Below are 15,244 nucleotides of genomic sequence, written 5' to 3' on the forward strand. Positions count from 1 at the left end.
TGAGTCAGGTGCGGCTGTTGTGGTAGCTCCACACCTACTCGGGAGGTCCTCACCATTTCAAGATCCGACCGTGTCACCAACGTCCATGGGCAGTACACCTAGATCGACGGGAGACAGGAGCGGGGGGCGAGGGGCGGGGAGGGGGACGGGGAGTGGTGGAAGATCTCGGCGAGGTGGAACATCCCCGTGACGGCGGCCAGCATGCCGGCCGCGGTCTGCACCATCAGGCCGAGGGCGTACCCGCCGACGTCCCCGGACGTCTCGAACGGACTGCCCGGCGCCAACAGAGTGATCAACTGGTAGGCACCCCACCAGAACATCGCGCCGGCACCGACCCAGGTCGCCGCGAGCGGCAGCCACAGCCGTGCGCCACGCGGCCGCCGTCCGACGAGGGCGCCCAGCCCGAGCGCGCCAACCAACGCGAGCAGCACCCAGGTCGCCTCGGTCACCTGCTGGGTGGCTTGCCGGCCCTCGCGCAACCCGCTCGGCAGGCCGGCCACACCCCCGAGCGCCCAGTACAGGTGGAGGACGACGACCACCGCGGTGAGCCCGCCGACCGCCGCCGTCGCCAGCACCTGCGCGCCGTGGGTGGCGCCGGACTCGTCGTGGGACAACCGGGTGCCGAGAACGGTGCCCCAGCGGCCCCGCAGGTACAGCGCGAAGGCCAGCGCCAGACCGGCGCCCTGAACCGCGAAACCGGTGTACACCAGCCCGTACACCCACGGTTGTAGGTCGCTGACCGGTGCGCTGCCGTCGGTGGCGGAGGCGGTCACGGTGGAACCGCCGATCGCCTGGACGAGCCCGGCGACCGGCGCGGCCAGCATCACCGGGGCGAGCAGTCCACTGGCCGCCCACATAGGAAACAGCAGCAGCCAGGCCGGTAGCCGCCTGCCCCACTGGTGGACCAGGGCCAGCACGAGCGCCGCGGCGGTCAGCTCCATGCCGGCGGTGATCGCGTTGGCCGTCAGGAACGTGTCGTCGCGCATCACGTTGGGCCCCTCCACGCCGATGTCGCTGCCAGCCAGCCACGCCACCTTCAGCGAGAGGTACGGCAGCATCGAGGCCACGGTGGCGTAACCCACGAAACGTGGTGTGGGGCGGATCGTCATGCCGCCCACCCTGCCGGACCGGCAGGCCGGTCCGGACCCGCGCCGGGGTGAATCGCTCCCCCGGGCGGGGGAGACGCCGTGGACCGGAATCGCGCCGCCTGAGCTGGGTATGACAGAACCCGGACGCGATCCGTCCACCCCCAACAACCCGAGAGGGAGGAAGCTTCATGGCTACCGCCCGAGAAATCATGACTCCGGACGTCACCTGCGTGGGTGAGGGCGAGTCACTGCGCGACGCCGCCCGCAAGATGGCCGACCTCGGTGTCGGTTCGATGCCGATCTGTGGTCAGGACAACCGGCTCAAGGGCATGCTCACCGACCGGGATATCGTGATCAAGGCGCTGGCCGAGGGCCGGGATCCGGCCACGGTGACCGCGGGCGAGCTGGCCCAGGGCAAGCCGGTGACAATCGGCGCCGACGACGACGCCGCCGAGGTTCTGCGAACCATGGGTCAGCACCAGGTGCGCCGGTTGCCCGTCATCGACGGCCACGACCTGGTGGGCATCGTCGCGGTGGCCGACGTCGCGCGGGCACTGCCGGACAAGCCGGTGGGTGACCTGATCGACGCCATTTCCGAGTCCTGAGGACTGCGCGGAATCACCCGAGCGCCGGGCGGAAGGCTCCGCCGCCTCCGTCAGCGGGCGTCGGTGAGCGGGTGGCCGGACCGGCCGGGCGCGTCCGGCGCCCGGTGTCGCGGTGCCGGTGCGCCGGGGTGGGTCGTCCCGCCGCGCATCAGCAGCGCCACCACGCCGGCGCCGGCCAGCCCTACGCAGCCGGCCGCCAGCAGGGCCTCGCTGAGCGCCGCGGCGGTAGCCGCGCGGTCGGTCAGCGGGTCCGGCGCCAGGCGGTGCGCGAAGACCGTGCCCAGCGCGGCGACGCCGAGGGCGAACCCGAGCTGGCGCGCGGTGTTCAGCGCGGCCGCCGCCATGCCACTGCGTTCGACCGGCGCGGCGGCCATCGCGGCCGCGCTCAGGTTGGGCAGGATGACGCCCACCCCGACGCCCGCGAGCAGCAGACCGGGCAGCACGCTCGGCCACGACGACCCCGCCGACAGGGGACTCTGGGTCAGCGCCCCCACGCCGACCAGGACCAGGCCGACGCAGACGGTCAGCCGGGGGTCGGCCCCCACCAGTCGGCGGGCCGTCACCGCCGAGGTGACGAACGCGGCGCCGCTCATCGGCAGCAACGCCAATCCCGCCCCGACCGCGCCGAGGTCGAGAGTGGTCTGCAACCACAGCGACGTGTAGACCGTGTAGCCGAACGCCGCCGCCGAGACCAGCGCCGCGGCGACCAGCACCCCCACGAACGAGGCGCGGCGCAACAGACCCAGGTCCAGCATCGGATGCCGACGACGCCGCTCCACCACCACGAAGGCGGCCAGCGCCACCGCCGCCGCGGCGAACCAGGCGAGCGTGCCGGTCGCCGTCCAGCCGTGCGTGCCCGCCCGGATCAGGCCGTAGGTGAGGGTGGCCGCCCCGGCGGTGAAGCCGACCGCCCCCGGCACGTCGATCCGCCGGGCTGCGGGATCCCGCGACTCGGCGAGGACGCCCACGGCCAGCACGGCCGCCGCGACACTGATCGGCAGGTTCACCAGGAAGATGGCCCGCCAGCTCAGGTGCTCGGTGAGCAGGCCGCCGAGGATGGGACCGGTCGCGGCGGCGGCACCGGTCACGGCACCCCACACTCCGAAGGCGATCGCCCGGTCCCGACCCCGGTAGGCGAGCTGGAGCAGGGCCATGGTGCTGGCGAACATCGCCGCCGCCCCGACGCCCTGCACCACCCGGGCCGCGTTGAGCACGGCGGCGTTCGGAGCCAGTCCGCAGGCCAGCGACGCCATCGCGAACACCGTCAGGCCGGCCAGGTAGGCGCGCCGCCGCCCGAACCGGTCGGCGAGCGTGCCGGTGACCATCAGCAGTGCGGCCAGGGCCACCGCGTACGCGTCCACCACCCACTGCAGGTCGGTGAACGAGGCCCCCAGGTCCGGTCCGAGGACGGGCAACGCGACGACCACGATTGTCACGTCCACGAGCAACATGAACGCGCCGAGACAGACCGCGACGAGCGGCCACCAGTTACGCATCCGGGTGTCCCTCCAGCGGCCCGTCAGGCTCGGTCGCGTCGCACCGGGAAACCACCCCGGTCATCCGTACGGTCACGGGCGCGGGGACAATCCACGAGTGACCGAACTGGTGGTCCGCACCGGCACGGGCGATGATCGGGACGTCATCGTCCGGACGCTCGCCGACTCGTGGGGCGGGACGATCGTGGTGGCGCACGGCCGGGCGTACGACGCGGCGGAACTCCCGGCGTTGCTGGCGCTGCGCGACGATCGGCTGGTGGGCCTGCTCACCTACGAGGTGACCGACGACGGCCTGGAGGTGGTCACGATCGACGCCACCCGGCCCCGAGCCGGCGTTGGCACCGCCCTGCTCGCCGCGGCCGCCGAGCTGGCCCGCGCGTCCGGCGTGACCAGGCTCTGGCTGGTCACCACGAACGACAACCTCAACGCGCTGCGCTTCTATCAACGGCGCGGCCTGCGCATCGTCGGCGTGACGCCGGGCGGCGTGGACACGGCCCGGCGGCTCAAACCCAGCATTCCGCGGATCGGCGAGTACGGCATCCCGCTGCGCGACGAACTGACCCTCGAACTGCGACTCTGACACCGGTCAGGAGGCACCGGTCCGCCGTTCGGGTCCGGCCGTCCGCGCCTCCCGACCGGCGGTCTGGGTATCCCGCGCCGCCTGGGCCGGCACCTCGGCATCGACGTCGTCCAGGCCGCCGCGCGAGTGGTACATGGTGTCGATGAACTTCCGGCGCAGCGGCGGCACCCGGCTGGTGACGCCGAAGAAGCTCCGCGCGCCGAGCAACGCGAGCCGGCCCCGGATCGGCCGGTACAGCGGGTCGTCGCCGTTGGTCCCGTTGTTACGCAGCGATTCCGCGACCCGGGCGAAGCCGTACGGGATCATCTCGGCCTCATAGTCCGCGACCGCTGTGAGCAGGGATTTCTCGCCGCGAGCGGCGGCCGTGAGGTGGCGGCGGAGCAGTGCCGCGTCGCGGAGGGCGGTGTTGGCGCCCACCCCCCGCCCCGGGGTCATCGTGTGGATCGCGTCGCCCAGCAGGGTCACCGTGCTGCTCGGCCAGGGCGGGACCGGTTCCGAGGTGGACACATTTACCGGCAGGCAGCTCTCGGGGTCCGCCCGGTGCAGCAGCTCCCGCAGGTTGGGGTGCCAGTGCGGGGTCAGACCGAGGGCGATGCGTTGCAGGTCCGCGCCGCGGCGTCGCATCACGTCATCGGGGAAACGGCGGGCCGTGGTCCAGAGGATGAAGTTGACGCAGTCGCGCGTGCTGTCGTACGCCAGTCCGGTCCAGTCCCGCAGGACGGCGGCGTGGGCCGGGTCGACGCCGGGGCGGATGGTGCCGTCGGGAGCCCAGTTGAACTCCATGACGTGCAGCACGCCCATCACCCCACCCGCGCCGAAGATCAGCGAGATGCCGGCGCGGACGTGCTCCGGCAGCAGGGACCTGACCCGGTCGTCGAGCGGTATCCGGGTAGCGATGTTGATGCTGCCAGCCGGGCGTACCCGGGCGTGGGGCAGGTACTGGCGGCGTACCGCGGAATGGGTTCCGTCGGCGGCGACCAGCAGGTCGGCGGTGGCCGAGGTGCCGTCGGCGAAGGCGGCGGTGACCGTGCCGTCGGGGTGCTGCTCGTAGCCAACGCAGGCCTTGTCGAAATGGACCACGTCCGCCATGCCGGTCAGCAGGACCTGTCGCAGGGTCATCCGGGACACCGAACGTTCGGCGACGCCGTCGGACTCGGGACGCATGGGGAACGACGCGGTGGTCCGCAGCCGTTCGGTGAGGACGTTGAAGTACCGCGGGGACCGGGCGCAGGTGGCCTCGAACGTCTGGTAGAGCTCCGGCGGCAGGCACTCGCGCAGCGCGCGGCTCCCGGTCGGGCCGATGCCGACCCGGTAGCCGAGCAGTCCATCGGTGCGGGCGCGGTCCCGCTCGTACACGTTGACCCGGATCCCGGCCCGGCGCAGCCCGTGGGCCAGGCACATGCCCCCGGTGCCGGCGCCAATGATCATGACGTGCGGTGAGTCGGTCATCGGGTCAACCCCGCGTTCCGCCGGGCGCGTCCCAGCGGTAGAAGCGGCTGGCCATCGCGTCCTTCGGTGACTGCCACGTCGGCAGGTAGGGGGAGGTGCACCGGGTGAGTGCGGCCTCCACCTCCCGGAAGCTCGGATGGGCGCGGGCCGCCGCCATCCGGGCCGGATCGAACGCATCCGTCTCCATCAGGTGCACGAACAGGTCGCCCAGCTGGTAGAGCGAGCGGTGTCGCACGCCGGTGATCTCGGGCAGGTCCGTGGCGTCCGCCTTGGCGAAGATGCCGCCGAGTTCGCGCTCACTGTCCGGCAGCAGCTTGCTGACGACCACGATCCGCTCCATCACGCACCCCTCTCGGTCCGGGGCAGGACGGGCCCCGGTGGCACCCTGCCGGCCGCCGCGTCACGCCACCGTCACCGGGCCTGGCCGCCGGTTGCCGCTGCGCCCAGCGGGGTTGATCAAGAGGTTCGCGTCGGTTTCACGCGAGAATCTGACGCGGACCTCTTGATCAACCCGACGTGCGCAGCGGGGCGAGGACGTCGTCGAGCAGGGCCTGCATCGTCGCCGACGGTTCCAGTTGCAGCTCGCGGCGCAGCAGGTCGCGGTAGACGTAGAAGGCGTGCAGCGCCTCGTACGCGTTGCCCTCGGCCAGGTGCGTCTCGACGATCAGCCGGTGTGGCGTCTCGCGCAGCGGCTCCGCGGCCAACGCGGCGAGGGCGGCCTGCAGGGCCGCGCCGTGTTCGCCGGCCCGCAGGTGGGCGCGGGCGGTCTCCTCCAGCAGATGCAGCCGCAGCTGGCGCAGCCGCTCCCGCTCCAGCAACACCCAGTCGTCGTACCAGCCGGGCAGGAGGTCCTGCCGCCCGGTGTCGAAGGCGGTGGCCGCCCGCGGATCCGCCCCCGAGCCGACCGAGCTGGTCACGCTGATCAGCTCGTCGACGTCCACCCGTACGTCGGAGCCGAGGCGGATCGTGTCACCGGTGGTGAGGATCGGGCAGCAACCCTCCTGCCGGACCCGCCACAGCGCGGTACGGAGCGACGAGAAGGCGCGTTCCTCGGGGGCGTCCGGCCAGAGCAGACCCGCGACCTGCGCCCGGGTGGCGCCCGGGCGGAGACCGACAAGCGCGAGGATGCGTTGCAGCCCGCGCGGGACCTGGATCGGCCGGTCGTCGTGCATCAGCCGGAACCCGCCGAGCAGCATCAACCGGACGGTGTCGGCGGCGGGCGGGCCGAGGTCCGGTCCCGGCCCGCCGATCAGTGTGTTGTTCCCAGCGGTCACGGCTGAACCTCCCGCACCGAACCGGTCGTGGCTCCTACTGGCGGGCCCTGGTCCATCCGGGACGCCGGTGTCTCGGATGCCGCGGACATCGACGGCGAAAACCCTAAACGCGGACGAATGATAAGCAATTCGACTACCGGCCGTCAACGGAGCGTCAATCTCCCGACCGACCGTCGCGGCGTACGGGTGCCTGCGTGACCCGCGTAATGGGGGCTGAACTGGCAAGAAGCGTCCGAGGTTGGTCGTCAACAGGGCGTCACCGCGCGCGGAAGTCTGTGAGCCGGCTGTGACACCGCCGTGACAGGTCGGGCCGGACGCTGTCCCGGGAGCGCCAAACGAGTCGGCCACCGGCGCCGGTACCGGCCAGTCAGCACCGGGGGACACATGGAACGCGCACTCATCATCGCGAGGATCGCGCCGGACGCCGAGGCGCGGGTCGCCGCGATATTCGCCGAGTCCGACGCCACGGACCTGCCGGAGGTGGCGGATGTCCGACACCGTTCCCTCTACCGGCTCGACGACCTCTACCTGCACCTGCTGGAGACCCGTAGGCCCGGCGGAGAGACGCTGTCCCGGGTCCGCGAGCACCCCGAGTTCGTCCGGGTGAGTGAGCGGCTGCGCCCCTTCATCTCGCCGTACCTGCCGACCTGGCAGTCCCCCCGGGACGCCCTGGCCGAGTGCTTCTACCGCTGGGACGCGCCATCCGGACGGGCCGCATGACCGCGCCCAGGGCCGTCGCCCGACCATCCTGGGTACGCTGCGTCTCCTGCGCTGCCCTGCTGTACCGCAAGCGGCTGCGGCGCAACCTCGACGTGTGCCCGGAGTGCGGCGACCACCGGCGGCTGACCGCGCCGGAGCGCGTCGAGCAACTCGCCGATCCGGGCAGTGTGGTCACGCTGCCGGATCCGGTGGTCGGGGTCGACCCGCTCGATTTCGTCGACCACCTGCCCTATCCGCGGCGGCTGGTGGCCTCGCGGGCCGCGACCGGCCTGGCCGAGGCGGTGTGCTGCGTGGAGGCGAGTGTCGCCGGGCACCCTCTCGTCCTGGCCGTGATGGACTTCCGGTTCCTCGGGGGCAGCCTGGGGACGGCGGCGGGCGCGGCGATCGTCGCCGCCGCCGATGTGGCGTTGCGCCGGCGGTGGCCGTTGGTGCTGGTCACCGCGTCCGGCGGAGCCCGGATGCAGGAGGGCGCCCTGTCGCTCATGCAGATGGCGACCACGGTCCAGGCGCTCGCCGCGGTGCAGGACGCCGGGCTGCTCACTGTCAGCGTCGTCACCGACCCGACGTACGGTGGGGTGGCCGCCTCGTTCGCCACCACCGCCGATGTGATCATCGCGGAGAGCGGCGCCCGGATGGGCTTCGCCGGGCCCCGGGTGATCCGGCAGACGCTCGGGCAGGAGTTGCCCCCCGGCTTCCAGACCGCGGAGTTCCTGCTCCGCCACGGCCAGGTGGACATGGTGGTGGAGCGCCGCCAGATCCGCTCCGTGCTGCGCGCCCTGCTAGCCGTGGCCGCTCCGGCCCCCGATCCAGCCACGGCGCCCGCCGGTGTCGAAGCGCCGCCGGCCGGGGCGCTCCCCGAACCGACGGTGGCCGAGGACCGCCACGCCGCCGGTCCCGACGGCGGCGCCTGGCGCACGGTGCGCACCGCCCGCGACATCCGCCGACCAACCACATTGGACTACCTGGGTACGGCGTTCGACGGCTTCGTCGAGTTGCACGGCGACCGGGCCGGCGCCGACTGCCCAGCCGTGGTGGCCGGCCTGGCCCGCCTGGGACCGCTCCGGGTGGCGGTCGTCGGGCACCAGAAGGGCCACGACACGGCGCAGTTGCTCGCCCGGAACTTCGGCATGGCCAGTCCGGCCGGATACCGCAAGGCCAACCGGGTCATGCGGTTGGCCGCGCGACTGGGTCTTCCGGTGGTGACGCTCATCGACACGCCCGGGGCCGACCCGGGGGTGGCCGCCGAGCGGCAGGGCCAGGCCGCCGCGATCGCCGAGAGCATCCGGACGATGAGCGGCCTGCGTACCCCGGTCGTAGCGGTGATCACCGGGGAGGGCGGCAGCGGCGGTGCCCTCGCCCTCGCGGTGGCCGACCGGGTGCTCATGCTGCGGCACGCGATCTATTCCGTGATCAGCCCCGAGGGTTGCGCCGCGATCCTGTGGGCGGACCGGTCCGCCGCGCCCCGGGCCGCCGAGGCGCTCCGCCTCACCGCCGCGGACCTGGTCCACCTCGGTGTGGTCGACGACGTGGTCCCGGAGCCACCGACGGGCGCGCACGACGAGCCGGAGGGCGCCGCCGACCTGCTGCGCACGGCATTGCTGGGGGCCCTGCGCCCGCTGCTCCACCAGCCAGCCGGGGAACTGGTCCGACACCGGGTCCGGCGGTTCCGCCGGTACGCGCCGGGGGTGCGGCCATGACGGGCGCGGCCGAGTCGGTGCCGTCCGCCAGGACGGGCGCGGCGAGCGAGCCGGTGCCGTCAGCCATGGCCGGCCCGGTGGACGATCGGGTGCCGGCGGCGGGCGAGGAGGTGCTGACCGAGCTTCGCGAGCAGGCCCGGCACCTGGTGGCCGAGGTGGCCGGACCCCTGCGCCGGATCTACGTGCGGCGGGGCGACGCCGTGCTGGAGGTCGAGTGGCACGGGCGGGCGGCGCCGGATCCGGGCGGCGACGGACATCCGGCCGGGTCGGAGGTGGCGTCGGACCCGCCGACCCCCGGTGACAGCGCCACCGGCCACCGGCCGCGGACCGTGGTGTCGCCGATGGTCGGGACCTTCTACCGATGCCCGGAGCCGGGGGCGCCGCCGTTCGTCGACGTCGGTGACGTGGTCGAACCCGACCGGGTGATCGGCATCGTCGAGGCGATGAAGCTGATGAACGAGATCGTCGCCGGCCAGTCTGGCCGGGTGGCCGACCTGCTGGCGGCCGACGGTCAACCGGTCGAGTTCGGACAGCCGTTGATCACCTTGGCGCCGGTATAGGTCGGGGCGATGTTCGAGAAACTGCTGATAGCCAATCGCGGTGAGATCGCCGTACGGATCGCCCGCGCCTGCCGTGAGCTGGGCATCCGTACCGTGGCTGTGTACTCCACCGCGGACGCCGACGACGCGGTGGTGCGGCTCGCGGACGAGGCGGTCCGGATCGGGCCGCCGGCTGCCCGGCACAGCTACCTGAACGCGGCCGCGATCGTCGAGGCGGCCCGCCAGACCGGCGCCGAGGCGGTCCACCCGGGCTACGGCTTCCTCGCCGAGGACGCCGACTTCGCGGAGATCTGCGCGGACAACGGCCTGGTCTTCGTCGGTCCCGCCCCGGAGGTGGTGCGGTCGTTCGGGGACAAGGCGCGGGCCCGCGCGCTGATGGCGTCGGCCGGCCTGCCGGTGCCGGCCGGCAGCGCCGAGGCGTTGACAAGCGTGGCCCACGCCCGAGCCGCGGCTGCCGAGGTCGGTTACCCGGTGATCGTCAAGTGCACGGCCGGCGGCGGTGGCCGCGGCATGGCCATCGCCAGGTCGGCGGCTGAGCTGGCCGGGGCGTACACCCGGACCCGCGCCGCCGCGCACGGTCTCTTCGGCGATGACCGGGTGTACCTGGAGCGGTATCTCACCCAGGCGCGGCACGTCGAGGTACAGGTGCTCTGCGACGGGTACGGCCACGGCGTCCACCTCGGAACCCGGGACTGCTCGGTGCAGCGGCGCCACCAGAAGCTCGTGGAGGAGGGACCGGCGCCCGCGTTGTCGGCCGGCACCCTGGCGGCGCTGGGTGCCGCGGCGCTGCGCGGCGCGCTGGCCGCCGGCTACACCGGCGTCGGCACCTTCGAGTTCCTCGTCGACGAGTCGGAACGGTTCCACTTCATCGAGGCCAACTGCCGGATCCAGGTGGAACACCCGGTCACCGAGATGATCAGCGGTATCGACCTGGTGCACGAGCAGCTGCACCTGGCCAGTGCCGGCGCGCTGCGGTTCACCCAGGCCGAGGTCCGGCTGCACGGAGTGGCGATCGAGTGCCGGGTCAACGTGGAGGATCCGGAGCGCGACTTCGCCCCCGCCCCCGGCCGGTTGGACCGGTTCGTGCCGCCCGGTGGACCGTTCACCCGGGTCGACACGCACGGCTACCCGGGCTACCGGGTCGGGCCGTACTACGACTCACTGCTGGCCAAGGTGGTCACCTGGGCACCGGAGCGGGACCTGGCGCTGGACCGGATGGACCGGGCGCTCGGCGAGTTCGACGTCGCCGGCCCGGGCGTCCGCACCACCATCCCGTTCCTGCGGCGGATCCTCGACGACGCGGCCTTCCGCAAGGGACGGTACTCGACCACGCTTGTCGACCGGTTGACCGCCGCCACATCCGCCGGCAGCCCGGTCGAGTCCGACGCCGCGAAACCCTTGAGGAGAAGCTGATGACCCTGCATGACACCGAGCGGGGGCAGGCGACCCGCACCGAGATAACCGCCATCCTGGTCCGCCACTGCGGCCTCGACCCGGCCGCCGCGGCGGCCACCCCGGACGCGTCCCTGGCCGAGTTGGGCATGGACTCGCTCGCCCTGCTCGAACTGCGGGCGGTGGTGGCCGATCGGTACGGCGTCCAGCTGCCCGAGGAGTCCGGGCTGCTCAGCGTCGACGAGGTCGCGGAGCTGGTGGACCGGCAGGCCGACGTCGGCACGCCCCCGGCGCCGGCGCCCCGCGCGGCGGAACCGGCGGCCGGTGCGGCGGAGCCGGCGGCCGGTGCGGCGGACGCCGCCGGTCACACCGAGAACTCCGTCGTCATCGCGGCCCCGCTGGACCTGGTCTGGGAACTGACAAACGACGTGACCACCTGGCCGAACCTGTTCACCGAGTACGCCGCGGTCGAGGTGCTGCGGCGCACCGGCGGCACCGTGCTGTTCCGGTTGACGATGGTGCCGGACGAGAACGGCCGGGTCTGGAGCTGGGTCAGCGAACGCACCGCCGACCGGGACCGCCGCGAGGTGCGGGCGCACCGGGTGGAGACCGGACCGTTCGAGTACATGCGGATCCGGTGGCACTACGACGAGGTACCCGACGGAACCCGGATGATCTGGGTGCAGGATTTCGCGATGCGACCCGACGCGCCGATCGACGACGCGGGGATGACGGACCGGATCAACACGAACTCCCGCGTCCAGATGGACATCATCCGCGAGCGGGTGGAGCGGATCGCCCGGCAGCGGGCGGTCCCGACGACCACCGGGGTCGGCGATGAGTGACCGGCCCGGCGTGGTCGCCGCCCGCGACGTACCGGCCGACCGGCGGCGCGGCGCCGAACTACGGGTGCTGCTCGGCCCGCGGACCGTCGGCAGCACCTCCGGATTCATGGGGGTGGCGACGCTGGAGCCGGGGGAGCGGATCGCCGAGCACTACCACCCGTACAGCGAGGAGTTCCTGTACGTGGCGCGCGGGGAGATCGTTGTCGACCTGGACGACGTGCCGACACCGCTGGCAGCGGGGGAGGCGCTCTACGTTCCGGTCTACGCCCGGCACCGGCTGCGCAACACCGCCGACACGACCGCCGAGGTGGTGTTCCACCTCGGGCCGCTCGCCCCACGCCCGGAACTCGGCCACGTGGACACGGAGGCCGGCCCGGTGCCGGCGCCGGCGGGTCCGCCTCCGGGCGGTCCGGGCGGGCCACCGTCATGACCGAGCGGCGGACGGTGGTGACCGGGGTCGGCGTGGTCGCGCCCGGCGGGGCGACCCGTGACGAGTTCTGGGCCACCCTGACCGCGGGACGCACGGCGACCCGCCGGATCACCTTCTTCGACCCGGCCCCGTTCCGCTCGCAGATCGCCGCCGAGTGCGACTTCGACCCGGTCGCCGCCGGTCTCACCGAGCAGGAACGTCAGCGGGCCGACCGGTACGTCCAGTTCGCGCTGGCCGCCTCGGTGGAAGCGATGGCCGACAGCGGATGGACACCGGACGCCTCGTCACCCGAACGGGCCGGCGTCGTCCTCGGCTCGGCCGTCGGCGGCACGATGGCCCTCGAACGCGAGTACGTGGCGGCGAGCGACTCCGGTGCGCACTGGCTGGTCGACCCGGCGCGCACCGGGCCGTACCTCTACCAGGCACTGATGCCGAGCAGCCTGGCCGCCGACGTGGCCTGCCGGCACCGGCTGCACGGCCCCGCCCAGGTGGTCTCCACCGGCTGCACGTCCGGCATCGACGCCATCGGGTACGCCCACCAGCTCATCGTCGACGACGAGGCCGACCTGGTGCTGGCCGGCGCCTCGGACAGCCCCATCTCACCGGTGACCGTGGCCTCGTTCGACGCGATCCGGGCCACCACGGCGGCCAACGACTACCCGGCCCGCGCCTCCCGCCCGTTCGACCGCGACCGGGCCGGGTTCGTGCTGGCCGAGGGGGCGGCCGTGCTGGTCCTGGAGGAGCTGACGCACGCCCGGCGGCGTGGCGCGCGAATCTGGTGCGAGGTGGTCGGTTACGCCAACCGCAGCAACGGCTACCACATGACGGGCCTGCGGCCGGACGGCGCGGAGATGGCGCTGGCCATCACCGACGCGCTGGACCAGGCGCGGCTGAACCCGACCGACGTGTCGTACATCAGCGCGCACGGTTCGGGCACCCGGCAGAACGACCGGCACGAGACGGCCGCGTTCAAGCGGTCCCTCGGCGTCGCCGCCCACGGGGTGCCGATCAGCTCGATCAAGTCGATGGTCGGCCACTCGCTCGGCGCCATCGGGTCGATCGAGATGGCGGCCTGCGCGCTGGCCATCGAGACGGGCGTGGTGCCACCCACCGCGAACTGGGCCACCCGCGATCCCGAATGCGATCTGGACTACGTACCGAACGTCGCGCGCGAGGTGCCCGTCGATGTGGCGCTGTCGGTGGGCAGCGGTTTCGGTGGGTTCCAGTCCGCCCTGGTGTTCCGGCGGCTTACGGCGGTGGACCGGTGACCGGCCGGGCGGCGGCGTCCGGTGGACCGTCCGGTGCGGGCACCGGGCGGGCGGTGATCACCGGTGTCGGCGTGGTGGCGCCGACCGGGGTGGGCACGGACGCGCACTGGAAACGGGTGCTGGCCGGGGAGTCGGCGATCGGCCGGATCACGCTGTTCGACCCCAGCCCCTACCCGGTGACCCTGGCCGGGGAGGTGCCCGACTTCGACCCGCTGGCCTGGGCCGACACCCGGCAGGCGGTGCAGACCGACCGGTGGACCCAGCTCGGGTTCGCGGCCACCCGGCTGGCGCTTGCCGACGCCGGCCTCACCGATCCGCCGGCGGACCCGTACGCGTACGCGGTGACGCTTGCCAGTTCGTCGGGGGGAAACCTGTTCGGTCAGAAGGAGTTGCAGCGGCTGTGGAGCCAACCGAGCCGCACGGTGGGGGCATATCAGTCGATCGCCTGGTTCTATGCCGCCACGGTCGGCCAGGTGTCCATCGCCCACCAGTTCAAGGGCCCGTGCGGGGTGCTCACCACCGAGGCCGCTGGCGGCCTGGACAGCCTCGCGCACGCGGCCCGGCTGATCCGGCGCGGCACCCCCGTGGTGCTCGCCGGCGGCACCGAATGCCCGCTCAGCCCGTACGCGCTGACCTGCCAGCTGCGTGGCGGCCTGGTTAGCACGGCGGACGACCCGGCGCGGGCCTACCGGCCGTTCGACGCCGACGCCGGCGGGTACGTGCCGGCCGAGGGTGGCGCGGTATTCGTTGTGGAGGACCTGGCGCACGCCCGCGAGCGGGGTGCGCCGGTGATCTACGGCGAGGTGGCAGGCTGGGGGGCCAGCCATGACGCCCGGCACACCGACATCGAGGGCGCCGGCACCGCCGCGCACTACGCGCGGGCGATGGACCTGGCACTGCGCCGGGCGGGGGTACGCCCCGACGAGGTGGGCCTTGTCGTACCCGACGCGCTCGGGGTGCGCGGTCACGACCGCGCGGAGGCCCGGGCGCTGCGCGGCGTCTTCGGGCCGACCACGCCGCCGGTGACCACCAGCAAGCCGCTGACCGGGCGGGCGCACCAGGGCGGGGCGGCGCTGGACGTGGCGACCGCGTTGCTGGCGTTGCGGCACGACATGCTGCCGGCCACCGTCGGGCTGGACCGGCCGGCGCCCGGCTGCGAACTCGACTTCGTCCGTGAGCCACGGCGACCGCGGGCCACTACGGCGCTGGTCTGCGCGCGCGGCTTCGACGGATTCAACAGCGCCGTGCTGCTGAGAGGTTACGGAGGCTGACAATGGCGACTGACGGGCGGGCCCGGGTGGTCTTCATGTTCCGGGTGCCGCGGCACCGGACCGAGGAGTTCCTGCGGGCGTACGAGGCGGTGCGGCACCGGGTGGCCGGTGGCGTTCCCGGGCACCTGGTGGATCAGGTCTGCGCCTCGGCCACCGATCCGGAACAGTGGATGATCACGAGCGAGTGGGTGTCGCTTGCCCACTTCGAGGCGTGGGAACGCAGTACCGGGCACCGGGCGCTGATCGCGCCGATGCGCGCCTGCATGACCGACGCCCGGTCGACGCGGTTCGTCATCCAGGCGGAGACCCGGTCCCGCAGACCGGTCCCGGTCGACGTCCCGCCGCCCGCGGCGGATGATCGGCCGGTCCCGGTCCCGGTCCCGGTTGAGCCCGGGTCCGTGCCGGTGGAGCCGCGGTCCGTGCCGGCGGAGCCGCCCGTGCCGGCGTAGCAAGGCCGCGCTGCGCCGGTCAAGCCGCGCTGCGCCGGTCAAGCCGCGCTGCGCCGGTCAAGCCGCGCTGCGCCGGTCAAGCCGCGCTGCGCCGGTCAAGCCGCGCTGCGCCGGTCAAGC

Annotated in this window: 14 protein-coding genes and 2 pseudogenes; 11 read left to right on the forward strand and 5 right to left on the reverse strand. The window is 73.3% G+C overall.

Annotated features, from left to right (window positions below; translation table 11 throughout):
- Nucleotides 1-98: 98 nt before the first annotated feature.
- Nucleotides 99-1,109 (reverse strand): hypothetical protein, encoded by a 1,011-nt coding sequence (locus tag ACFQUZ_RS31755; RefSeq protein WP_377448894.1) that lies wholly within the window; start codon nt 1,107-1,109, stop codon nt 99-101.
- Nucleotides 1,110-1,276: 167 nt separating this feature from the next.
- On the opposite strand from ACFQUZ_RS31755, the gene ACFQUZ_RS31760 reads away from it, so the two are divergent.
- Entirely contained in the window at nt 1,277-1,693 is a 417-nt protein-coding gene (locus tag ACFQUZ_RS31760; protein ID WP_377448896.1) for a CBS domain-containing protein, read from the forward strand.
- 50 nt (nt 1,694-1,743) lie between these two features.
- Here ACFQUZ_RS31760 and ACFQUZ_RS31765 read toward each other — a convergent pair whose 3' ends face one another.
- Complete coding sequence (locus ACFQUZ_RS31765; protein WP_377448898.1) at nt 1,744-3,189, reverse strand: MFS transporter; 1,446 nt, start codon at nt 3,187-3,189, stop codon at nt 1,744-1,746.
- Between the two features lie 97 nt (nt 3,190-3,286).
- On the opposite strand from ACFQUZ_RS31765, the gene ACFQUZ_RS31770 reads away from it, so the two are divergent.
- Nucleotides 3,287-3,769: a GNAT family N-acetyltransferase gene (locus ACFQUZ_RS31770; RefSeq protein ID WP_377448900.1), complete on the forward strand. Its 483-nt coding sequence runs from the start codon at nt 3,287-3,289 to the stop codon at nt 3,767-3,769.
- A 105-nt stretch (nt 3,770-3,874) separates the two neighbouring features.
- On the opposite strand, the pseudogene ACFQUZ_RS31775 reads toward ACFQUZ_RS31770, so the two are convergent.
- From ACFQUZ_RS31775 to ACFQUZ_RS31785, 3 genes and pseudogenes are all read right to left on the reverse strand, one after another.
- Nucleotides 3,875-5,218: pseudogene (locus ACFQUZ_RS31775) on the reverse strand (FAD-dependent oxidoreductase); the annotation flags it as partial.
- 4 nt (nt 5,219-5,222) lie between these two features.
- Nucleotides 5,223-5,558, reverse strand: coding sequence for a TcmI family type II polyketide cyclase (locus tag ACFQUZ_RS31780; protein ID WP_377448902.1), 336 nt, complete (start codon nt 5,556-5,558; stop codon nt 5,223-5,225).
- A 166-nt stretch (nt 5,559-5,724) separates the two neighbouring features.
- Entirely contained in the window at nt 5,725-6,471 is a 747-nt protein-coding gene (locus ACFQUZ_RS31785) for a BTAD domain-containing putative transcriptional regulator (protein ID WP_377448929.1), read from the reverse strand.
- A 405-nt stretch (nt 6,472-6,876) separates the two neighbouring features.
- Between ACFQUZ_RS31785 and ACFQUZ_RS31790 the strand changes: the two genes are divergently transcribed.
- The 9 genes and pseudogenes from ACFQUZ_RS31790 to ACFQUZ_RS31830 form a co-directional block, all read left to right on the forward strand.
- The gene (locus tag ACFQUZ_RS31790) at nt 6,877-7,212 is read left to right on the forward strand and encodes a TcmI family type II polyketide cyclase (protein ID WP_377448903.1); all 336 of its coding nucleotides are present in this window, start codon (nt 6,877-6,879) and stop codon (nt 7,210-7,212) included.
- Nucleotides 7,209-8,909, forward strand: a complete 1,701-nt coding sequence (accA, locus tag ACFQUZ_RS31795; protein WP_377448905.1) for an acetyl-CoA carboxylase carboxyl transferase subunit alpha — start codon at nt 7,209-7,211, stop codon at nt 8,907-8,909. The genes ACFQUZ_RS31790 and accA overlap by 4 nt, the downstream gene beginning before the upstream one ends.
- Nucleotides 8,906-9,469, forward strand: a complete 564-nt coding sequence (locus ACFQUZ_RS31800) for an acetyl-CoA carboxylase biotin carboxyl carrier protein (RefSeq protein ID WP_377448907.1) — start codon at nt 8,906-8,908, stop codon at nt 9,467-9,469. The genes accA and ACFQUZ_RS31800 overlap by 4 nt, the downstream gene beginning before the upstream one ends.
- Before the next feature lie 9 nt (nt 9,470-9,478).
- Nucleotides 9,479-10,882 (forward strand): acetyl/propionyl/methylcrotonyl-CoA carboxylase subunit alpha, encoded by a 1,404-nt coding sequence (locus ACFQUZ_RS31805; protein WP_377448909.1) that lies wholly within the window; start codon nt 9,479-9,481, stop codon nt 10,880-10,882.
- Nucleotides 10,882-11,706, forward strand: coding sequence for an SRPBCC family protein (locus ACFQUZ_RS31810; RefSeq protein WP_377448911.1), 825 nt, complete (start codon nt 10,882-10,884; stop codon nt 11,704-11,706). The genes ACFQUZ_RS31805 and ACFQUZ_RS31810 overlap by 1 nt, the downstream gene beginning before the upstream one ends.
- The gene (locus tag ACFQUZ_RS31815; protein ID WP_377448913.1) at nt 11,699-12,136 is read left to right on the forward strand and encodes a cupin domain-containing protein; all 438 of its coding nucleotides are present in this window, start codon (nt 11,699-11,701) and stop codon (nt 12,134-12,136) included. Before ACFQUZ_RS31810 ends, ACFQUZ_RS31815 begins: the two co-directional genes overlap by 8 nt.
- Nucleotides 12,133-13,404, forward strand: a complete 1,272-nt coding sequence (locus ACFQUZ_RS31820; protein ID WP_377448915.1) for a beta-ketoacyl-[acyl-carrier-protein] synthase family protein — start codon at nt 12,133-12,135, stop codon at nt 13,402-13,404. Before ACFQUZ_RS31815 ends, ACFQUZ_RS31820 begins: the two co-directional genes overlap by 4 nt.
- Complete coding sequence (locus tag ACFQUZ_RS31825) at nt 13,401-14,675, forward strand: beta-ketoacyl synthase N-terminal-like domain-containing protein (RefSeq protein ID WP_377448917.1); 1,275 nt, start codon at nt 13,401-13,403, stop codon at nt 14,673-14,675. The genes ACFQUZ_RS31820 and ACFQUZ_RS31825 overlap by 4 nt, the downstream gene beginning before the upstream one ends.
- 2 nt (nt 14,676-14,677) lie before the next feature.
- Nucleotides 14,678-14,983 (forward strand): annotated as a pseudogene (locus ACFQUZ_RS31830) (antibiotic biosynthesis monooxygenase family protein); the annotation flags it as partial.
- Nucleotides 14,984-15,244: the final 261 nt, after the last annotated feature.

This window comes from Plantactinospora sp. GCM10030261 (assembly GCF_042666615.1).
Classification (GTDB): Bacteria; Actinomycetota; Actinomycetes; order Mycobacteriales; family Micromonosporaceae; genus KBS50.